The organism is Candidatus Culexmicrobium sp. (assembly GCF_058356305.1).
In genome coordinates this window covers 1-21,725 of sequence record NZ_JBTVBB010000025.1, presented here as the reverse complement: position 1 = coordinate 21,725, position 21,725 = coordinate 1, and the positions used below count along the sequence as shown (strand labels likewise).

Annotated in this window: 17 protein-coding genes and 1 pseudogene; 8 read left to right on the top strand and 10 right to left on the bottom strand. The window is 33.8% G+C overall.

The features are described 5' to 3' along the window. Positions 1 to 130: 130 nt before the first annotated feature. From rgy to ACW8TM_RS07505, 3 genes are all read right to left on the bottom strand, one after another. Complete coding sequence (rgy, locus tag ACW8TM_RS07515) at positions 131 to 3,766, bottom strand: reverse gyrase (RefSeq protein WP_491532672.1); 3,636 nt, start codon at positions 3,764 to 3,766, stop codon at positions 131 to 133. A gap of 591 nt (positions 3,767 to 4,357) precedes the next feature. Continuing rightward, complete coding sequence (locus ACW8TM_RS07510; RefSeq protein WP_491532671.1) at positions 4,358 to 7,279, bottom strand: hypothetical protein; 2,922 nt, start codon at positions 7,277 to 7,279, stop codon at positions 4,358 to 4,360. 78 nt (positions 7,280 to 7,357) lie between these two features. Next, a complete protein-coding gene (locus ACW8TM_RS07505; protein ID WP_491532670.1) occupies positions 7,358 to 8,209 on the bottom strand; it encodes a winged helix-turn-helix domain-containing protein in 852 nt (283 codons plus the stop codon). Between the two features lie 151 nt (positions 8,210 to 8,360). On the opposite strand from ACW8TM_RS07505, the gene dapA reads away from it, so the two are divergent. Further along, complete coding sequence (gene dapA, locus ACW8TM_RS07500; RefSeq protein WP_491532669.1) at positions 8,361 to 9,245, top strand: 4-hydroxy-tetrahydrodipicolinate synthase; 885 nt, start codon at positions 8,361 to 8,363, stop codon at positions 9,243 to 9,245. Here dapA and ACW8TM_RS07495 read toward each other — a convergent pair. Continuing rightward, a complete protein-coding gene (locus tag ACW8TM_RS07495) occupies positions 9,234 to 10,172 on the bottom strand; it encodes a hydroxyacid dehydrogenase (protein WP_491532668.1) in 939 nt (312 codons plus the stop codon). The genes dapA and ACW8TM_RS07495 overlap by 12 nt on opposite strands. 356 nt (positions 10,173 to 10,528) lie before the next feature. On the opposite strand from ACW8TM_RS07495, the gene ACW8TM_RS07490 reads away from it, so the two are divergent. Continuing rightward, positions 10,529 to 10,918, top strand: coding sequence for a hypothetical protein (locus ACW8TM_RS07490; RefSeq protein ID WP_491532667.1), 390 nt, complete (start codon positions 10,529 to 10,531; stop codon positions 10,916 to 10,918). A gap of 43 nt (positions 10,919 to 10,961) precedes the next feature. Here ACW8TM_RS07490 and ACW8TM_RS07485 read toward each other — a convergent pair whose 3' ends face one another. The 3 genes and pseudogenes from ACW8TM_RS07485 to ACW8TM_RS07475 form a co-directional block, all read right to left on the bottom strand. Next, complete coding sequence (locus ACW8TM_RS07485) at positions 10,962 to 11,276, bottom strand: nucleotidyltransferase domain-containing protein (protein WP_491532666.1); 315 nt, start codon at positions 11,274 to 11,276, stop codon at positions 10,962 to 10,964. Next, on the bottom strand, positions 11,260 to 11,646 hold the full coding sequence (locus ACW8TM_RS07480) for a HEPN domain-containing protein (protein WP_491532665.1): 387 nt from the start codon (positions 11,644 to 11,646) through the stop codon (positions 11,260 to 11,262). The genes ACW8TM_RS07485 and ACW8TM_RS07480 overlap by 17 nt, the downstream gene beginning before the upstream one ends. Positions 11,647 to 12,088: 442 nt before the next feature. Beyond that, a pseudogene (locus tag ACW8TM_RS07475) lies at positions 12,089 to 12,334 on the bottom strand (PIN domain-containing protein); the annotation flags it as partial. 465 nt (positions 12,335 to 12,799) lie between these two features. On the opposite strand from ACW8TM_RS07475, the gene ACW8TM_RS07470 reads away from it, so the two are divergent. The 4 genes from ACW8TM_RS07470 to ACW8TM_RS07455 all read left to right on the top strand — a co-directional run bounded on the left by ACW8TM_RS07470 (position 12,800) and on the right by ACW8TM_RS07455 (position 16,708). Beyond that, complete coding sequence (locus ACW8TM_RS07470; protein WP_491532664.1) at positions 12,800 to 13,060, top strand: AbrB/MazE/SpoVT family DNA-binding domain-containing protein; 261 nt, start codon at positions 12,800 to 12,802, stop codon at positions 13,058 to 13,060. Continuing rightward, on the top strand, positions 13,053 to 13,508 hold the full coding sequence (locus tag ACW8TM_RS07465) for a PIN domain-containing protein (protein ID WP_491532663.1): 456 nt from the start codon (positions 13,053 to 13,055) through the stop codon (positions 13,506 to 13,508). The genes ACW8TM_RS07470 and ACW8TM_RS07465 overlap by 8 nt, the downstream gene beginning before the upstream one ends. Positions 13,509 to 13,991: 483 nt before the next feature. Continuing rightward, positions 13,992 to 15,362 carry a TldD/PmbA family protein gene (locus tag ACW8TM_RS07460; protein ID WP_491532662.1) on the top strand — a complete coding sequence of 457 codons (1,371 nt, stop codon included), beginning with the start codon at positions 13,992 to 13,994 and terminating at the stop codon, positions 15,360 to 15,362. A gap of 2 nt (positions 15,363 to 15,364) precedes the next feature. Next, positions 15,365 to 16,708 (top strand): TldD/PmbA family protein, encoded by a 1,344-nt coding sequence (locus ACW8TM_RS07455; RefSeq protein ID WP_491532661.1) that lies wholly within the window; start codon positions 15,365 to 15,367, stop codon positions 16,706 to 16,708. Between the two features lie 84 nt (positions 16,709 to 16,792). Here ACW8TM_RS07455 and ACW8TM_RS07450 read toward each other — a convergent pair whose 3' ends face one another. Further along, positions 16,793 to 17,839, bottom strand: a complete 1,047-nt coding sequence (locus tag ACW8TM_RS07450) for a protein-tyrosine phosphatase family protein (RefSeq protein WP_491532660.1) — start codon at positions 17,837 to 17,839, stop codon at positions 16,793 to 16,795. Between the two features lie 250 nt (positions 17,840 to 18,089). Next, positions 18,090 to 19,262 (bottom strand): amidohydrolase, encoded by a 1,173-nt coding sequence (locus tag ACW8TM_RS07445; RefSeq protein ID WP_491532659.1) that lies wholly within the window; start codon positions 19,260 to 19,262, stop codon positions 18,090 to 18,092. Between the two features lie 487 nt (positions 19,263 to 19,749). On the opposite strand from ACW8TM_RS07445, the gene ACW8TM_RS07440 reads away from it, so the two are divergent. Then, positions 19,750 to 20,199, top strand: coding sequence for a ferritin family protein (locus tag ACW8TM_RS07440; RefSeq protein WP_491532658.1), 450 nt, complete (start codon positions 19,750 to 19,752; stop codon positions 20,197 to 20,199). A 184-nt stretch (positions 20,200 to 20,383) separates the two neighbouring features. Further along, positions 20,384 to 20,800: a serine hydrolase domain-containing protein gene (locus ACW8TM_RS07435; RefSeq protein WP_491532657.1), complete on the top strand. Its 417-nt coding sequence runs from the start codon at positions 20,384 to 20,386 to the stop codon at positions 20,798 to 20,800. Positions 20,801 to 20,907: 107 nt separating this feature from the next. On the opposite strand, the gene ACW8TM_RS07430 is transcribed toward ACW8TM_RS07435, so the two are convergent. After that, the coding region (locus ACW8TM_RS07430; RefSeq protein WP_491532656.1) for a hypothetical protein at positions 20,908 to 21,725 on the bottom strand (818 nt) is incomplete at its 5' end.

Here is a 21,725-nt window from a genome sequence, read left to right as displayed (position 1 = left end):
ACTCCAAAGATTTATTTCAGCAATATATGTAGCTTTACATAAGGATAGTTTATCTTTACAATTTTATTAGTTATCTCAATATTCACCTAAAGTTTAGCCATAAATATATGTAAAATCAGCACAATAAATTTTAAATAGTTATTCTTTTAATAACTTCAAACTCGTCATGTAATATCTTCTGATAATCTAAGCCCTTTTTGACTAATTCCATTTTATATTCCAGTTCTCTTGTAACCTTTTCGGAAACAAGGTCTCCATATCTTCTAGTTAGAAAGTCATAGACTCTTCTACCAAGCTTTGTTGGTATAAGTAATCCCTTTCTCTCCACAACATATTTTCGATCTAGAAGTTTCTGTATTATAATGGCATAAGTTGACGGTCTACCAATACCTTTTTCACGCATCTCCCTTATAATTTCACCTTGAGTATATGGATAAACTTTAGGTGCTTTAATCTGACTAACTTTCTTTAGAATAACTCTACCTTGTAATTTAGGCCAAACTTTAACTGGATAGACTAGATTAAAGCCATCTTCAAGTATTTCAACAATTTGTTCAAGTTCTCTTACTATGTCAATAATCTTTAATGTTGCCTTTTGAATTTTAACTTTAACTGGTTTCATTTGACTTGCAATAAATCGCTTAAATATTAAGTCATAAAGTTTAATATGGTCACTAGTTAAATTTGCACCTCTAGTTATAATGCCTTCTCTAATTAATCTTGAAAGTTCGAAGGAATCTATTGGTCTTACTGGTCTTATGCATTCATGTGCACCCACTTCCTCTGGCGCCCATTTTCTAGGTTTAAAGACATCCCTATGAAATCTATCTTGAATATATTCAAAAGCTACTTTTATTCCATCATTACTTACACGTATACTATCGGTTCTATGATAGGTTATCAATCCACTCTCGAATAGATTTTGGGCTAAGTTCATTGTTTTAGTTGCAGAAAACCCTAGAATTTTAGAAGCCTCCAAGAGCATAGTGTCAGTAGTGAATGGTGGAGGAGGATTAATCTCCCTCTCACCAACTATTGAATCAATTACATCAATATAACCCTGTCCTCTAAGTTTTCTAATGAAAATCTCTGGATGCTCAATACCCTCTAAATTAATAATTTGACCATTCTCTAAAGTTAACCTTATAATTATAGTCCAGCTCTTCCTATACTCATCATACCTCCTAATAATCCAGCCTAAAACTGGAGTTTGAACTCTACCTGCAGATAAAGCTTTATTATTAAAGGCTTTCCATAAAATTTTACTAAGCTGAAAACCCAGCCATCTATCCTCAATTCTCCTAACAATTTGTGCATTAACCAAGTTTTCATTAATATCCCTTAGATTTTCAAGGGCCTTCCTTATAGCTCTTCTAGTCACTTCATTAAATTCAAGCCGCTTCACCATCTTACTCGAAGTCTTAACTACATGAAGCAGATCCCATGCAATCTTCTCACCTTCCTCATCTGGATCGGAACCTAGAAAAACAATGTCAACTTCAGATGCAAGCTCCCTAATACTTTTAATGCGCTCCATGGCATCATCAACATCTCCACTATTACACTTTGGACATACATTACTAGAGATAAATTGATAACCACAAACCCTACATTTTTTAATTGAACCATATATTGGTATGAATTTGGAATCTTGAATTAAGACGCCATAAAAACCTTTATCCTCTACTAAATCTAGAATATGGCCCTTACTTGCAACAATGTTTAGGGTTAAGTTGCCAGTTGTAACTTCATAAACAGTTATTTTACCTAAATCTCTTCTCGAAGGTCTCCCGAAAAAGTTGGCTATTGTCTCAGCTTTATGTGGAGATTCCACTATGAGTAAAGCAGATTTAACTGGATCTCTGAACTCAGCTGAAATTCTACCCTCCATAATCATTCTCACTAATTCACGATCTCTGTCAACCTCTCTTAGCACTAACTTGATTAACTTGATGTTAAACTGGATAAATTCGGCTTCTTCATAATACCAGCTAAGTTGACGTTTAAGTCCCATGAAAAGTTTTTCATCATCAACAAGAACTATTGAAACACCCTTAGTTATACCTCCTGCAAAGAGTCTTGATGTTCTACCTGAAGCTTGAATATAAGTCCTAACATCTGGCAATAATATGTAGCGTATACCATCTATTTCTTTAATGGAGAAATAGGGGCTTTTCTCAAGATTATTTAAAAACTCTTTCTTGCTAAATACATTTCTTAGAAATGCTATGGCCCATTTACACAAGTTGATTTGGATGGAAAATTCCTTAACTTCTCTTCCTTCCCGTAAATATTCAGTTAGCTTTTCGAGTCTAGCTCTATCCAAGCTTAAAATGTTTGCTCTAAATTTAGTTAAAAGTTCACCTGCAATCTTCTTATCATCATCGCCCATATAATCATAGAGATCTTGAAGTAGAATATAGAGTCTAAATGGACTTGTTTCCTCAAACTTCAAACTAAACTTAAACTTTGGAATAGAAGTGAATACTGCATATCTTATTCTTTGAGGCAAGTCTAAGCCTCTTACTAGAATACCATAATAACTAGCCATACCTACTAGAATATCAATATTGCCGTCAGCAAATTCATAGAGAACTTCAGGCTTAGATTTTCCGGAAATATATGCTTCAGCCTTAATTCCATTTAATTTTAAATATTCTGCCAGCTCTTCAGCAAATTCACTTCCATCATCAATACCAACAAATATTAATCCACCTGTACCAAGTAATCTAACTAAATCTAATATCTGAACTTTAACGTCTCTACGTTTTAAATAGAAATCAACAATATTTCTATAAGAAATCGTTGATGAACCAACTGTAAAGTTTAAAATTTCTCTGAAAAGCTTAACTCTCTCACCTCTAGCTCTACCAGTAGCCGTAGAAACTATTAATACTCCCTTGATAAATCTCCTAGACCTCTCTAAGAAATCTTCAAGTCTAGCAATTTTTTCAAAAATTTTCTGTCGAGACATGTTTGACTTCAAGTTTAATAGCTGTTTCTTCAACTTAATTGTCTTTAAAGCAAGTGAAATAGTCTTGGAGGAAACTCCAATTAGAAATAGTATTTTATCAATATTCTTAGAGGACTTTAAAATTGCATCTACATCATCTACAAATATTAAATCAAACTTTAAGTTCCTCATCTTATCAAAATGAAATGAGAGAAAACGAGACGTAGTAATCAAAATATCGAAATCACCATTTTCCAATCTATTAAAGAATGCTTCACGTTCACTCTTTTTCATTCTAGATCTAAAATGGAGTATTCTTAAATCTAAACCAGCCTTATCAGCGAAAAGCTTAGCCCTCTCATAAACTTGAAATACAAGAGTCTGGGTTGGAAGAATAAAATAGCACTTTTTACCCTTAGAGGCTAGATAAAGTGAAACCGTTACACCAAAAACAGTTTTCCCAACTCCAGTAGGAGCATTAATACAGAAACTTAAACCCTTAAAAACACGTTTAGCCCATTCACGCTGAACACTCCAAAGCCTCTTACCAGTAAACTTTTTAAATAAATCTTCATATTCCTTCAAACTTTCAGCCAGATCAACATAGTATTTAAATCTCCACAACCTATTCTTCTCTCTAAGTAATTCTCCAAGCTTAATCTGATAATCTTCAAAGGATAATGAATTATAAAGCTCCATTAACTTAGAGGCTGGAATATCTATACATCTACTACAAGGAGCACCAATACTGATTCGAGTATCAGAAATAGATTTACCACAATTTGGGCATAAACCCTCAAATATAGCTTTCATAAATTAAGTTTAGCTCTATCAACCTAATAAAATTTATAGAGAAGTAGACTTGCCGTACTGAGTGAATGCATCTGGATATCATAGCAATGTGAATCTTATACACTATCATAACTTGATATTTCTTTGAAAGCTCTTTTAGACACCATAGACTCTATCATAGACACGATCTTGAAATAAAGATATCAGCATAATTATATGTTTTGTAACAATTTTGGTAATCCCATAAGTCTTATAACTATCAAGAACAAGAACATCCTTTAATTTACTCGATAATATCTTCAAGTCTGAAAAATTCCATAAGCCATAGTTTTAGGGATCATTTCTATTCAAATTTATCTCTACACTCAATTACCAAAATAATTGCATAATACATTCCCGGTAGCTCTAAATGCCTTACTAGTGCCTTTTAGGCTTGATGTAAAATATCCTCCTAGAACACCTGTTCGTGGAACAATGCTATAATGGATTCAGCTAATCCATGAGTAAAAAAGCTACAGCTTGACCTATTGATGAGAATGATAATTGGAGCTGCAATTGTATACTTAGTCGAAAAGAAAAAAGATTATGCATTATTTTAAATAAAATGTGAAGTTATGTTGGAGCAGTATAGAAGTTGTATTTTCTCTTAGAGTAAATGTATACTGAAATTGCTATGAATGTTGCAAGTGTAGCTGAAGCTATCACTAAGTATCTTATACCAGTAATGTAGATTAATGGGATGTCATCTTCTATTCCAACGCTTGGATCATGAATTAGTTGTCCATCACCGAAGTTCTCATATGTGAAGTATAGAGTAAATATTCCAGGAGCAGTTTCATTGTAGGAGACTAGGACTGGAATTAGAGTTTCACTTCCATTCGGATGAATAATCTTTGCAGTTGTAACCCATCCAACTTTAACTTTTACGTCATCTACCTCAATTAAAACATGCTTTTCATGTGGACCTTGTTCTTTGAACTCTAGCCCTCTAAAAATACCGGTAACCAATTTCATTTCTAGTGCTAGTTTACTTTCATTGGAAAGCCAAGGCCATCTTGAAACTATGATGTCAATTTTTGCTTCATCTGCTGCGCCATCAATATCAAATACCAAAGTTTTGTTATTAACTACATCAGTCATGGTTATTGAATCCTTGAAGAGGGTTATGATTATTGTTATATCTTTAGATTCAGTTATCATTGTATACATAATTCTTACAGTATCATTACTGAAACTTACATTTGTATTCCAAACAATTCCTTTAAAAGACATTACTTGTAAAATCTCATTTTCTTGGACATATGAATCCAGATTTTCATCGACATATTCTATGAAGGATTCTAAGGTTGCATTGAAGCTTATGGTCTTTTCCTCAGATTTATAAATGTAGGTGATCATAGGCAGCTGTGACGATATTTTTACATAGGTGTCCTTTGAACTTACATATATATTTCCTTCCTCATCTGTATCTATTCTTAATGGTGCTTCTTCTTCAACTTCCTCTGCGTGTTCCGTGTGCTTTGCTTTCTCCTTCATTTCTTCTAATAGATCTAAAGCTACTTCAACTAGTTTAATGACTGTTTTAGCTAAAGCCTTAGCCTTATTGTAATTGCCTGAGTTGAGGGCCTCCTCGGCAATATTTAGAAGTTTTTGTGCAGTATCGAGTATTTCACTAACTCCATTAATCTTTATATTTGTTTCCTCTAATTGCTTAATTTTTGCTTCAGCTTCTTCTAGTTTACTTCTAGCACTTGTCAATACATCTTCTATATCTTTCACTTCTTCTTCATGTTCTTCTAAGAGCTCTTCGACATAATCCTTTGATTTTTCTGCTAATTCCTTTGCTTCATCTGCAAGTTTAACTGCTTTTTCATATTGATCATTCTTATAGGCTTGCCATGAACTGTTCAATTTTTCTCTTGCCATTTTAAGCAAGTTTGAAGGTAAAGTTATATTTAGCCCAAGTTGAGAAGCCTTACTGATTAATATTTCTGCTTCAGCTATCTTCCTTAAAGCCTCACTTATAGCATGTTCCGCTTCAACTCTCTCTCCATCTTCTTCATCTATTTCTTCAGCAAATTCCTTCGCATTTTCAGCTAGTTCTTCTGCTTGTTCAGCAAGTTGCTCAGCATCCTTGTATCTTCCTTCCTCAAATGCTTTTTTAGCCTTTCTAAGTGTTTCATTGGCTAATGAGAGTAGACTTTTAGCTGAAGTTACATTTAAGCCTGATTGCTCTGCAATTTCAATTGCAATTTGTGCTTCTCTGATGGATTCTTCGGCCTCTCTAATTGCTTCTAAAGCTTCATCTATTTCTTCAAATTCTTCAATCGACTTTTCTAAGGCTTCTTCAGCTTTCTCTGCTAAAAGTTTCGCTTCCAATGCTAACTCCATTGCACTTGAATATAAATCTTCATTGAACATTTCTATTGATTTATTAAGCTTAACTATAGCTTGATTAAGTAATTCTTCAGCACTAGTAACATTAAGTCCCTTAACCTTATATTCTTCAATCATTCTGGATAGATGCTCTATTTCTTTTTGAGCTTCCTCAATAGCTTCTCTGGCATTCTCAGCATCTTCTATGGATACCTCAACAAGATACTTTGCGTTTTCAGCTAAATATTTAGCTTGTTCAGCTAGTTCAATAGCTTGGTCATAGAGGCCTTGGGAAAATGCATCTATAGCCTCTTGAAGTTTAATTAGGGCCTCGCTGAGCCTTTCTTCAGCTTCTGTTATGTTTAATCCTTGAATTTTAGCTTCATTAATAGTTTCATTGGCTTCAGAAATTGCTTCTTGAGCCTCCTCAATAATGTCCTGTACTTTTTCTGAAGCACTCTCTCTTAATTTAATGGCTTCTTCAGCTAATTTCTTAGCTTTTTTAGCTAAGATGTAAGCTTCATTTGCAAGCTCCCCTGCCTTTGAAGGGTTAGATTTGTATGTTTTCTTTGCTTCATCTAGCTTTAGAACCGCATTTTCCAGGTAATTTTTAGCTAGTGTTGTGTTTATACCCAGACTTTCAGCTTCAATAATGGTCCGGTTAGCCTCCATGATCATCTCTTCAGCTTCAATAATAGTCTCCAAAACATCTTCATAATTCTCCATTATCGACTCTAATTTTTCTTCTGCTTCTCTTACTAGTATTTTAGCTTCTTCAGCTAGTTTCTTTGCAGCTTCAAAGTTTCCATCTTCAAATTCTGACTTAGCATCCTCCAGCTTACCAATTGCACTTTCTAAAAGAGCTTTAGCTTCAGAGACATTTAACCCTTTATTTTCTGCATTTAAGATTTCCTCTTTACATGAAGCTATTGCACTCTCAGCTTCTTGAATAGCATTTAAAGCTTCGTCTTTATTTTCAACACTACTTTCCCCTTCACTTTCCTCTGATTCTTCAGATTCGTCATTGATGGTAATTGGCGACGTGATACTTGGACTTCCAAGTACTATTACCATTTGGAATGTAAATATTAACGCTAGTAAAATTAATGCCAGTATAGAAGCTCTTTTATGTCCATTAAACATCTTCGCTAAACTCATATTACCACCTAAAATTTGGATAGTAAAAAGTGGAATATTTATTTCATCTTCAAAAAATTTTGACTCAAGAAATTTGAGCTATAATCCAGTGATAAAAAGCAAAATATAGATTATATTAGAGTATATTATCATTAACACAACTAAAACTGCCTTCCAAAAACTCAAATTTTTAGATAAAGCTATAGCTGAAGACAGAAATAAAATACACCAACCTTGCAGAAATATGAAGAGGAGTGCATCCAACCAAAAAGGCATAATAATTGAAAAAACTTTGGAAGAAAATTGAAATGAAGCATATAAAATTAGGGGGATATGTGAAAATGAAACACCAACAAATAAACTTAAATTTCCAGAACGTTTCCGGAAAATTAAAGCTGAAAAAACACTAGATAAAACATAGATTATTAAAAAATTGACAATAAAGTTAATGGAAATTGGTAAAAATCCCTTAAAGAAGGTTAAGCTAGGAAAAAGAAAACTTCCAAAGGGATGTTTAAGTAAGAATAGTAAAACTGGATTAAGTTTAACCACAGATATAATCCATGAACCAAACAAAATTATCAATAGACTTTCAACTAAATGTCTATGAGGCATATAAAATAAATATCGCATTAAGGATTCACCAGATAAAAGAAAAAGAAATCTACCTACAAATCCTCTTCCAAAAGGGAGAAAATAAACATCTGCAACATCACTTGACGTTAAAAGAGTATATGCATATTCCCCTAAGTCAGTTAGAAAATACCTTTTATCCTTATCTTGACTCACAAGACCCTTCAAAATACCTAAATGATAATAAAGCTTTCCAGGCTCAATATTCAACTCACTCTTCAATTCACTATAACTCATACTTCCTCGACTATGAAGCAAAACTATAATCTTCTCCCTAATAGGATGCCTCAACACTCTGTATAGCTCATCATTCTGCATAACAATGTTATCCTCCCTACAACTTAAACAAACTCATCACTTAAATCTATTATGACTACAAATAAGTATGAAATTTAACATATTAAATTTAACCTAACACCTCTAAAATCATATAAAACCGTTAAAATACTTAGTAAAATGGTGAAATTAAATGAAATTAGAAGGAGTTTATGTTCCCCACATAACACCCTTCAAAAAAGATGAATCAATAGATTATGAGGCACTCAAAACATGCATTGACTATTGGATTAATAGTGGTTTAAGCGGATTAGTTACCCTTGGAAGCAACGGTGAATTCCCCTATATTTTACGAGAAGAAAGAAGAAAGCTAATAAAAACAGTAATAGACCATGTCAACGGAAGAACACAGGTAATAGTTGGAACAGGAGCACCAAGCACTATAGAAACCATTCAATTATCAAGGGAGGCAATGGACCTAGGTGCAGATGCACTAATAATAGTACCACCATACTACTTCAAAGTTTCAAGTCAAGATCTAATAGAACATTACAGTGAAATTCTGAATAAAATAGACATACCCATAATTCTCTATGATGTACCTAAATTTACAGGATATAGTGTGAAAGTAGATGTATTTGAAAAATTAGCAAATGAATACAGTCAAATAATAGGTATTAAAGATAGCACTAATGATCTTCTACACATATCAGAATTAATAAGGAGAATAGGAGATAAAGTGGCAATACTTGGAGGAACATCGAGAGTAATATTACCCACACTAATACTAGGAGGAAAAGGAACAGTAGTAGCAGTAGCAAACTTCATGCCAAAACAAATAGTAAAACTCTATAAAGCCTTTAAGAATGGAAATTTTGAGGAAGCAAGACAAATACAGCTAAAAGTTAACGAAGTAACTGAATTTATGAGGTCATATAATCAAATAGCAATAGTAAAGGCCATCACAAACATAATTGGACTACCAGCAGGAATACCTAGAAAACCAATCCAATCAATAAAAGGAGAAGAGCTAGAAAAAGTAAAGGAATTTGTTAAAGAAATAGGGTTAATCAGTTAGATTAACTCCAAGTTCCTCTAAAATCCTCGTTGCAACTTCAACAGCCATCCTCCTAAGTGCATCAAAACTACTAGCACCAAGATGAGGAGTTAAAATTACATTTTCAAATTCAAGTAAAGGACTCTTTGAAGGAAGGGGTTCAATCTCAAAAACATCAAGAGCTGCACCAGCAATCTTCCCTCTCCTAAAATACTCTATTAATGCTTTCTCATCAATAACTGCACCTCTAGCCATATTAACAATAAAGACGCCGTCCTTCATCAACTTAAGTTCCCTGTCAGAAATCATATGATAGGTCTCATTAGTCAATGGAACGTGAATACAGAGAATATCAGACTCTCTCAATAAATCATCAAAAGATTTAAACTCAATATTTAACTTCTTCTCCAAATCAAGCTTCCTAAATTTATCATAATAAATTAACTTAACATTGAAAGGTTTCAACCGCCTAGCCACTGCACTTCCAATCCTACCCAACCCAAGAATACCAACAGTCCTACCAGCCAAATCAAAGCCAACCAAATCACTAAACTTCCTATCCCACTCACCCCTCCTAACAGCCCTATCAGCCTGAGGAATACGCCTAAGAAGAGAAAGAAGCATACCAATAGTAAATTCAGCAACCGTATCAGTCAAAGCAGTAGGAGTATTTATTACTTTAATACCCAATTCACGGGCAGCATCCAAATCAACATGATCAATGCCAACACCATGAACCCCAATAACCCTCAACCGCTTAGCAACCAACAAAACATCACGAGTAATCCTAATAAAACCCCGAGAAACAACTGCATCAACATCAACAATAGCCTCCCTTAAATCCTCAACATTACTTCCAGGAGGAAGCTCTACAACTTCACCAAACTGCCTGAGAATTTTAACACCAACCTCATGAATAGGCTCAACAATCAAAAACCTAAACCTCATAACAAATCCCTCTAATAAGTATTCAACAATTAAACTTTATAGTTAACGAATTAAATTTTAATATCCCTAAGATCACTAAAACTTAACAAGTCTTTTAATTAGACTTCTCAAAAGTTTTAATTAACATGTAAATAAATTCAACATATAAACTTAAACCAGCATTATAGATAAAATGACCAATGAAATACCTATTTTATCAATGTGACTTGCATTGACGACTCGTAATTATTAAAAATTATTACGGTTACAGTATTACAGAAAAGGATAAATATGTATTATTTATTTGAAATTCATTAATATATCCGTAAATCTTATTGGTTTTCCTTTCAATTTTTTCTTGATGATTAAGCTAAGACATGTCCTTTTTTAACTTGTTGTGGATTTCATTTTTAGCTTGGGGTTTAATTATAGTTAGGCTTGGTTATAGATTTAATTTAATTAGATTTTATTGGTCTGAAATTTTCATCCTTAATTTTACTCCAATATATTGTTTAGGGGCATTCCTCTGGGGATTCATACCGGCAATAATTGCAATATACCTATACGATAGAAAGCACATGGGATTAGATCTTGCGATAATAATCTTATACTTTTGGGGATTCCTTTTCTTAATTCCGCTATATGGTTCAATTAGAATGAGCTTTATCGAGGAACTAACAATCTTATTCATAACATGGATAGGAACACTAACATGGGCAATAATTTTAACAATATACAGAATCAAACTAGAAATAGAAGGAAAATAACATAAAGTTATGTTAGATTGGATTCGTGTTTAGGAATAGACAATTAAACTCTAACTTTCTTGTCTATGAATCGTTTATACCATCGATTGTATTGATCTCGAGTTGTAAAGTGGATTTGGATTGGTGCATCTATATTTTTTGCTACTTCAACTTTAACTTTATACTCTAAATCTTTCCTCTCTGAAATAACTAGGATGTCGATGTCACTGGCACCAGTAATTCTACCTTTAACTACAGAGCCAAAAACATAAACTTCCGCATGTGGATCGAAGTTAGTAATTATTTCTTTAACTTTCTTAGCAATGGCCATGTAATTGTTTAATAACTTTAGTTTTCTAAGATTATACTCGATTGACAATTGGCTTAAACACCTCCCTAACAAACCTAAACGTGTCAATGACTTCCCGTTCATCATATCTTCTGGGCAAGTATCTGGAAACAATATATGCATCTTCAAGCTTCGTTAAATATAGTAAGTTTTTCTCATCTTCCAATAAAATCTTAATATTGGGATCATAGAGAGATAAGTGTTTAATAAGCTCCCTCATCGAATGTGTTCTAGGATAACTACCACTTTTAACTAAAAGCTTATATTTTAAGAAGAGCTGACAATACTGCTCTAAGCAGAAGATTGCAAGATCCCACTCCTTAACACTAATCAAATATTCAGCTGTGCGAAGAAATGATTCAGCTCGCTCTCTAAGAGTTTCAGCTTCCTCAAAGGACAATTCAATCAACCACCAATATTCATGGAATTAATAAACTTAAGAATATAATAGCATATCTCTTCCAATAACACTATTTTAAGTTTAAAGTTATCATTAATCCACTATAAAATTCATGAAATATTAAATAGCTTAACCAATGGTTATACTTGGAGATACTATAAAATTAGAGGAGAATGAGTTGAGGATCTAAGTGAAATTTAAAATAATTTAAAAAGAGTAGGAGTACTATAGGGGGAGAAGGCTGGATTAGGCGATCTTTCAAAGGTAGACTTAGAAGAGAAGTTTTAGAGATGAAATTGCTTATTATTCATTGCGTTTACCCATTTACCGCCTTCGAATATATGACCATTCTATATTTAATTGATTTTCTACTGATTCAAGCACAAACTAGTAGAAATCATTACTTATAGGAAATCAATGTCCACTTCTCTTCTCAATTTATTTAAAATTTGAAGTATCTCCTTCTCTTTTGCTCCGAAAGTGCTGGTACTCCTTTAATTTTTGCTGTAGCTAGCGTACAGGTATCAGCTAGACTTATTTTATACTTGCATTTGAATTGTCCTGCTATAAGTGCTAGTTCATGAGATGGAGCTAGTTTTGAAGTTTTAACTATTTCTTCAATATATTTAATTGCTTCCTTAACTCCTTCAATTCTACATATTACATAGAAGGTTTCAGATAATGCATGTAAGTTTACATAGCTTTTTCAAGTATGTTGTTTAGATTTCTTTTATAGTAATGTTATTATTAATGCACTAGTATCTAGTGCGTAGCTTTTCTGTATATTTGATCAACCTTTCCATTCTTTGTTCTTCTAATTAATCTTCTTCCCTAAGAATAAGAAATGCATCTATGATTTTGAAATCTTTTTCTACCTCATGCCTTTCCACATAATCTCTTAAGGCCTCCCCGACAAGTTCAGTCATAGAAGAGTACATTTTCTTTTAATGCTTCTAAGTATAGCCATAATTTAAGTGACGCTCTAACAGCTGGAATAACTACACTATTGCTCATCATTTGTAAACTTTAGTTACAAATGGAATATAAAGATTACATTGATTTATTGCTTACATATATTAAAAACACTTCTAATTATTGAAGATTTTAGTAAGATTTAAGTAAGACCAAAATCATACTTGAATTAGTGAATTTTATGTCAAGGACCGTTGTCTCAAAAAAGGGGCAAGTTGTCATACCAAAAAAGATAAGAGAAATGCTTGGCCTAACCCCTGGAACCATTCTAAAAGTCACAGTTAAAGAGAAAAAAATAATCCTTGAACCAACAAGAAAACCTCCCAAAGAAATTTTTATCGAGGCAGGACCCGAAGTTACAGAGGATATTTTAAAGGAAGCAAAAGATCTAAGCGACAAAGCATTAAAATTGCTTAGAGACATGGGTGTAGAAATTGGCTAGAGCAGTATTAGATACCAGTGTAATAGTGGAATTTATTGACATAAAAGCTGAGTATCATAAACAGGCCGAAATCATTTTCAACTCTATTTTAAATGGGAAATTAGAAGCAATAATTCCCCATCCAATCCTTGCTGAAACATACTATGTAACCACTAGGATTTATAGGAAACTTAAAATTGAAAATGCTGAAGAAAGAGCGAGAAAATTAATAGAATGGCTATATAGACTACCCGCAATAACTATTAAAGGTTTAGATTTAGATCTAGCCCTAAATGCAGGTGAACTAAAATTAAAATACAACATTGCTCTAACCGACTGCTATGTACTAGCATCAACTAGAATATATGGAGGAAAAGCAATCTTCAAGAAAAGAGAAAAAGAAATGCTAAGCAAAATTCAAGAAATAGAAAGAGAATACCCAATAATCTATCTTGAAGACTATGAGTAATCTTAACACTCTAAATCATGTTTAATAGGAGAATTTTGAGACATGATATACTTCTATTGGTAATTTCTAAAGCTTAACACTATCCATAAAATATTTTTAATCTATCGATATAAATATGGCATTAGTGTCCAAGGCACTTTTAAGTATAGGACATCAATGGAGTAATGTTATATTATGTTGCAGAGTTGAAAGGCTGATTTGCAGAAATTACAGTTAATATTGAACCCAGGAAAAACTTATCAAAAGCCTTCTCCATCTTCTTCATGTTTCCACTCTCAATAATAGTAATTCTCCTAGATTTATCAGAAGGTCTTCATGTATATTCTTAATAAGAAGTGTAAACATGTTTGTCAAAAATATTAGTATTACATTAAAAATCATGGAAATACAAGTAGGTTTATGCGAGTACACATTCCTCAAGTCTACTATTTGTAACTAAATCATTTATTTGCGGATGTCATAGTAGATTTTGAGGGATTAGATTTGGAACTTGGAAAATTTGCTTTGAGAATTGCTGAGAAGATGGGCGTTGAGCATGCTGAGGTTAGATATCAGCGATTTGAGAGGACGGCCTTGAATTTAAGGGAAAAAAAGCTAACTGGAGTTGTTGAGGGTGTTGATGAGGGTATTGGAGTTAGAGTTATTGTTGATGGATGTTGGGGGTTCTCATACACTCATAACTTAGTTGAAGAGGAAGTTAAAAGAACTGTTGAGCGAGCTGTAAAGCTTGCTAGAATTCAGGGCGGAAGTTGTGATGTTAAGTTGGCTGAAGCTGAGTTGGCGAGAGGAAAATTCCAGTTTGACTACATGATTGATCCTAGAAACGTTGATTTGAATGAGAAAATTTCAATATTAGTGAAGGGAGTTGAAAATGCTATTGAAATTGCAAAGGATAAACTTAGAAGTGTTGAAATTAGTTATTTTGATCTTTGGTTTAAGACGCATTTCATGAGTAGTGATGGTGGAGATGCAGTTCAGAGTGGAGCTAGATTTTACTTCTCATTTAAAGTTTATGGTTCAGCACCAACTGGTGTTTTTTATGATTCAGAGAGATTTGGAATGATTGCTGGAATTGAAAAACTAGAGGAATCAATAATTGATGTTTCAAGTAGAATGGCAAAGAGAGTTGTAAATCAGTATAAGGCTGAAAGACCTCCAACTGGACCTGTAATTGCAGTTTTGGAGAGTAGAGCTGCAGGGGATTTCTTCCATGAAATGGGACACTCCTTTGAGGCTGACTCAGTTATTAGGGGTACATCAGCCTTTGAAGGACTTAAAGGTAGGATTGTTGCGGTTGAAAACTTAACAGTATATGAAGATCCAACAATCCCTAATGCTTGGGGTTCAATATTCTTTGATGATGAAGGAGTGAAACCTAAGAAGACCATGTTAATTGAAAATGGAGTTTTAAGGGGGTATATTCACTCAAGAGAAACAGCAATAAGATTGGGAGAAAAGCCAACAGGTCACGCTAGAGCAGAGAGCTTCCATTATGAGCCGATAGTTAGAATGGGAAATGTAGTGGTGAAGCCTGGCGATTGGAGTGAAGAAGAATTAATAAGTGAAACTAGAAATGGAGTTTATATTGCTGGAGCTAGAGGAGGACAAACGACAGGTAAAGGTCCATTTCAATTCCAGGCAAGTGAAGCATTTTTGATAAAAAATGGTGAATTAGCTAAGCCATTAAGAAGTGTAGGAGTATCAATGAGTATACTTGAAGCACTAAGAAATATTAAGGCAATATGTAGAGAAGCAAAATACTACATAACTCTCTGTGGAAAAGGTGGACAAAGAATGGCTGTAACAGCACTAGTTCCAACCATGAAGATAGAGAGGGTAATAATAGGAGGATGAAAATGAAGATTAAAGAAATATTAAAAATTGCAGAGAAAAATCATGCGAAGCAATGTGAAGTATTTGTTTATGAAGATAAAAACATATCAACCTCCCTTTCAATAGACGGTAGAATTAGGGCCTCATCAACAATTTCAAGGGGAATTGGAGTAAGAGTAATAGTAAATGGAAGAGAGGGATTCAGCTATACATCCAGTATAAATCGTGAAAGTATCGTGAAAACAGTTAGAAAAGCAGTAAACATTGCACTAAAGGCTGGAAGAAAGTTGGAAGAATTACCTGGTCCAAGAAAAGTCATATATAAACCTAAACTATACTATAAAGAATTGGACCGAAAAACAGAAGATGAAGTATTTGAAAATACAAGGAAAATCTTCAATAAAGTTTGTGAATACAAAGGAGTTGGTAGAATTCTCTCATGCAGTAATAGAGTTAGATCAATTAAATGGAGAGTAATTAACAGTTTAGGACTAGATTATAAAGTAAGAGAAACACACAACATAATTTCATTCTCAACCATAGCTGTAAAAGAACATCAAACAGCCACATACTATGACTATATCTATGATAGGAAGCCGATTCAAATAGAAGATGCCATTGAAAAGATTTTAGATACAATCAAGTATACAGAAAAATGCATTCCAAAAACACCTATAGAAACAGGAGAATATCCGGCAGTAATATCGCCAAGAACATTAGTAACATTACTAAGCTACACTTTGTATAGAACTTTGACAGCTAAATTCCATCCAAGAGTAACAGGGCTTGGCGATATAGTAGGTTCAAAGCAACTTACAATAATAGAAGACCCATTAAACCCTGAAATACCAAACTCAACTCCAATAGATCATGAAGGAACATCAACAAAACAAAAGAAAATAATTGAAAATGGAGAAGTAAAAACACTACTATACGACCATTACTACGCCCAAACTGAAAATAGAGAATCAACTGGAAATGGATTCAGAATACCAATAACAACTTGGCCAAGACTAACAAAACCCTATCAAGCAATACCAACACCACAAATAAGCAGCATAATAATAAAACCGGGAAACAAAACACTAGAAGAATTAGTAAGTCAAATAAATAAGGGAATCTATATCGATACAGTTATAGGAGCCCATGGAGCAGACCCAGCCTCAGGAACCTTCACAGCAACAGCATCAACAGCATTTAAAATAGAAAATGGAGATATAACCGAACCAGTAAAACATGTAACCATAATAGGAAACATAAAACAAATACTAAATATTATAGATTTAACAAAACAACAAAAACTAGTTTCTAACACAATTGCACCAGCAATATTAATACCAAATATAAAGATTGCAGGAGAAAAATAACTATAATTGATGATTAAAAACCATAATACTGGTCTAGCATATATCAACCCTTAATTATAAGTGTAGAGATTGCCAATAAACATTTCAGTAAAATTCACGAGCAAATATGACTACTTGTCTACCTAACACTTCAGAGAGAAGTTCACTCTTATTTATGGCACCTTGAATATTTACATCACAAATATCTCGACATAAAGCTTCAATTATTAATCGATTATCATCAAATTTACATTCAACATCATCAACACTCTGATTTAAGCTTCTATCAAAACCATCAGCAACTCTTAAAAGGGCAGTTAATTTTAAAACCCTCAGTTTTAAGCTGGAAGAAATTCTATTATCTTCTCGAGGGGCGCCTGTTTTACGTCCATGGTGATAAATTAAAAAGCTTGCAACTTTCAAGACTTCGTTATCAATATGATTTAATAATTTTTCAATATTTTCACGGAATAAGTTATAGCTAAATATATGGTGATTTCTCTCACCAATCTTTACACCAATATCGTGAAGAATGCTTGCAACTACAAGTGGTGATAAAGATTCTTCTTCTAATGTAAGCAAATACTTAAGGAGCAACCAGAGTTTCAATGATAATTGTGTGACTTTAGATGCATGACCAACACCTCGACCAAAATCAAATTGTGATCCAAATTCAATCATCTTATCAATTGCAGTTTTCGGTAAAGCTCTCAACAGTAGTTCAAAGGATTCTAATACAGCTTGTTGGCCTAGGACTTCTATAGCTCCAGGCCTAATTAATCTAATATGATCTATAGCTTCATGCCACTTTAAACCATTAGTATAAATAAGATAACCAGCAGCAATGGTACCACTTCGACCCAAACCGCCATAACAATGAATTAAAATACATCTATCCTTATTAATTGCCTTGTCAATCCATCTAGCAACATCATATACACTCAATAAATGAGGAGGATGAAAATCTGGAATGGGAACATAGTATAAATCAACATTCAATTCTCTCCATTTATTTAGGTTATACTTGAGTTCATGGTCTTCAACTAATACCACAACACCATCAAAAATTCTAGATAGAAAGTGGATGTCCTGAGGATTTGGCATAGGTGAAATTGCAAGTTTATCTCTAATTATCCAGTAGATGTTAGCCAAGACTACCACTCCTTACTAGCATTCTTCAACTCTAGCAATCTAATCAATATACTTATAACCTTAATTGAGACTACATGACATAAATCTCTGCCCCCAGTATAGAGTTTCCATCAAATCACTTACAGAAGAAGCTCTATCTAGATTAAGAACTTTTTCATTTATCAACATAAAAGTTCAAAATGCAAATGTACAACACAAACTAAAAGCTCATACTCCAATGTCAATTAACAGTAAAAAATTAAAAGATTTTTTATTTTCTAGTATAAACTACTTGTCCATCAATGATTACCATTTCCACTCTCGACTTTATATCCAAAGGATCCCCATCAAGTATTCTGACATCTGCATCTTTACCCTTTTCAATGCTTCCAACTCTATCTGCCACTCCTAGAATTTCAGCTGCATTTATTGTTATGGCTTTTAATGCCTCCTCATAGGGTAGTCCATGCTTGGCTGCTAGAGTTGCACAGATTGGGAGAAATGCGATTGTCTGTCCAACTGCATCAGTTTGGATTGCAAGTTTAACTCCAGCTTCATAGAGGATTCTTGGAGTGTTGAAGTTTAGCTCTCTCATTTCCCATTTCCCTCTACTAAGGAGACTTGGACCCCAAACTGCAGGCACATTCTTCTTTGCAATCCAACTTGCAATTCTATGCCCCTCAGTAGCATGCTCCCATGACAATTTAACATTAAATTCCTCTGCAATTCTAATTGCAGTTGCAATGTCATCCGCTCTATGTGCATGAGCTCTAAATGGAATTTCACCTCTCAAAACCTTTTCAAGAGCCTCCAACTTTAAGTCAATGTCAGGCATTTTTGATGGATCTTCTTTACCTATCTCCTTCTTCCTCATATAATTCCTAGTCTTCTGCAGCCATTCTCTTAAAAGGCCGGCTACACCCATACGTGTGCTTGGAGTCTTCTTAAGCTCTAAACCGTAAACTCTTCTGGGATTCTCGCCAAGAGCAATTTTCATTCCAGATGGTTCTTTTAACACCATTTCATCAACTACAATTTTAGGTGCAGTTTTAATGACGACGCCCATTCCACCAATTACATTAGCACTCCCCGGTAGTATTTGAACAGTTGTCACACCTGCCTCTAAGGCTGCTTGAAGACCCTTTTCATCGGCATTTGCCTTAATCGCATCAATAGCTCTTAAATGAGGAGTAACTGGATCAGTTGCTTCATTGCCATCACTACCGAACCAGCCTACAGCTTCCTCAAAAATACCTATATGGCAGTGTGCATCAATTAATCCGGGCATTACTATTTTTCCTTCTGCATCGATAACCTCTGCATTCTCAGGAATTTTTATATCAGTTCCAACATCCACAATCTTACCATTTTCAATGAGAATTGTACCACGCTTTATAACGCCTTTAGTTATAGTTAAAATTTTGCCGTCTTTAATTGCAAGCAAATAAAACCCTTCAAAACGTCTATTCCAGTAAGTATTTAAAATTAATCTTCAATTACAAGAAAGCATGATAATTAATGAACAAATAATTAAATTTGACAAATTTTTGAATATGCTAAAAGTGATGGGAAAATAAATAAATATAAAATTGCAATTACATTTTCATCAATTAATTTTGGATGACGCTAATAACATTTTGATCATCCCATATTTTAATTCTACATAATGTATTAGTGCATATTGCATATAAAATAAGTAGAAAAAGAGTCAATTTTGATATAACAAAATTAAAAATTACAACTGAATTAAATCTTTAAATGATTTAATTGTCTAGATTAAACGGGGAAAACTATTCATAAAGTTAAGTAGACATTTATTAACTACGTTTTAAGTATTATGAAAACTAAAATTCCATAATTGAAAAATCTAAGTCCTGGCTAATAAAAACACATATTAATGAAGAAAATAACTTTTCAATATGTATCGTGATTTGCCTTCATATTTAGAAGCAAGAATAAAAGTTGAAAAGGAAAATGCAAGAATGCTAGAAGAAGCAACATATGATATTAGTAATAAAATGATTAAAGTCTTAATGAGAAGCATCGCTCATGATTCAAGAAAACATGCAGAAATATTTGAAGCATTAGTCGATTTAATTCGCGGAGAAAGTATACCTCTCTCTGAAGAGGAATATGGGAAACTTGAGGAAACAATTAGAAAGCACATTGAAATAGAAGATGAAATGATAAAAATAATTGAAGAATTACTTGAAAAAATAGAAGAAGAGAGAATCGCCTACATATTAAAGTATATTTTAGATGATGAAAAAAGACATCACGCATTACTTAAGGGTTTACAAGAAGTTGTTTCTAAAAGGGAAGTAGTAACAGAGTTTGATTGGCTTGACATAGCTTGGAAAGACGTACCATTCTTCTTTTAAAACTATTCGACCAAAAGCATCGAACATGATCTGAAAAGTATAGTTCATTTACTGATAAACCATAATTTATAGCTAACTGAACTTAATCAAAATAATGTGAAAAAACACGTTAAACCATTAATAAATTAAGTAATTATATATGAATCGAGGTTGACTGATTATGCTAAGTGGATTTGAGAGTTTGATGAGTAAAATTGAAAATATGATTGTAGATTTAATGGCCAAAACCCATACACCTGGAGTAAGCATAGCAATTGTGAAAAATAGGGAAATTATATATGCACAGGGTTTTGGAGCCAGAAATCTTGAAGAAAACCTTCCTGCTACACCTTACACCTTATACGGTATAGGTTCATGTACAAAGTCATTTACAGTTCTTGCAATTATGCAGCTAGTTCAAGATGAGAAAATAAGTTTGGAGGATCCAGCAAGTAAATATGTTCCATTAGAAATAGAAATGAAGGATCAGCCAATTACAATACATCATTTACTTACACATTCTGCGGGAATACCATCTCTTGGAACAGCTGAACTGTTAATTCCAAAAATGCTTGGAAGAGATGAAAAATTCATTCCATTAAGTAGCTATAATGACTTCTAACGTTAAGCTGGCTTTTCATTTCAAAGTTATATTTCAATGGAATATTTAATTACCTGTAATTCTGCCTTTATGGAGGAGTTTTTGTAGACGCTTAATATATATAGATGTTAGATTGTTACTCTTACTGCTTCTACTGATTCATGTTGGCTTTTCGCTCTTCTACAGGATGGACAGTAGCCTAGTTTGCTTATTGCCTTGTTGTGGCGTTGAATGTGTAGCTGTATTGTTCTGGGGCTTCGCTGCGTCAAATCTGCAATTCTCTGCATGCTATAGCCGTCTTCAATATACAGCCGTATTAGCTCTGCGTGTTCTTGGTCGCTTAGTGTCTTGTAGGTGCCGCGGTATTGTCCTTCCAGCGGCTTCTCTTCAAATTGGACTTTCAGTTTCACTGCCTTCAAGATGTCTTCTCCCTCCCTTTTATGCCATGACACCATGGGGTTTACTCCTATTCCTATATCGCCTTTCCTTGTGACTATTAGGAATTGATATGGCTTCATGCGCTGCATCCAGAATGGATCCACGTAGCGGTAAACATAATACATGTCCTTTGAGACACCTAGGGTGCCTTGAGCCTTGAAGACTAGGAAGTCGATTTGACTGCGAATTTCAATGTCAATTGCCATGAAGCGCTGGCTATCCAATCCTAAGCTACAGCCTACATGCCTCGCCTCCCTCAGCCAATAGGATAGGAAGGCTTTAGCCTGAGCCTGTGTTTCAGCCACCTTCAACCGTGAATACATTAAACTAGCTGCTTCCCTGCATAAAACGTATATGAGTCGCCGCCACTTTAATCTGCGCCAAAGCTTCTCTATAATCATGTTCACAGCGGTGAATTCACTGTCTAAAATCGGGTAGAGGGGGCTGCTGTTAATTATAATGTCATATTCACTGAAGTCTTTAAGGCTTAGCCTAGTGTATGGTTTAA

Bases quoted from the DNA above. Each gene is read 5' to 3' on its own strand.
- rgy (WP_491532672.1), bottom strand. From the start codon at position 3,766: ATGAAAGCTATATTTGAGGGTTTATGCCCAAATTGTGGTAAATCTATT.
- ACW8TM_RS07510 (WP_491532671.1), bottom strand. From the start codon at position 7,279: ATGAGTTTAGCGAAGATGTTTAATGGACATAAAAGAGCTTCTATACTG.
- ACW8TM_RS07505 (WP_491532670.1), bottom strand. From the start codon at position 8,209: ATGCAGAATGATGAGCTATACAGAGTGTTGAGGCATCCTATTAGGGAG.
- dapA (WP_491532669.1), top strand. From the start codon at position 8,361: ATGAAATTAGAAGGAGTTTATGTTCCCCACATAACACCCTTCAAAAAA.
- ACW8TM_RS07495 (WP_491532668.1), bottom strand. From the start codon at position 10,172: ATGAGGTTTAGGTTTTTGATTGTTGAGCCTATTCATGAGGTTGGTGTT.
- ACW8TM_RS07490 (WP_491532667.1), top strand. From the start codon at position 10,529: ATGTCCTTTTTTAACTTGTTGTGGATTTCATTTTTAGCTTGGGGTTTA.
- ACW8TM_RS07470 (WP_491532664.1), top strand. From the start codon at position 12,800: ATGTCAAGGACCGTTGTCTCAAAAAAGGGGCAAGTTGTCATACCAAAA.
- ACW8TM_RS07455 (WP_491532661.1), top strand. From the start codon at position 15,365: ATGAAGATTAAAGAAATATTAAAAATTGCAGAGAAAAATCATGCGAAG.
- ACW8TM_RS07435 (WP_491532657.1), top strand. From the start codon at position 20,384: ATGAGTAAAATTGAAAATATGATTGTAGATTTAATGGCCAAAACCCAT.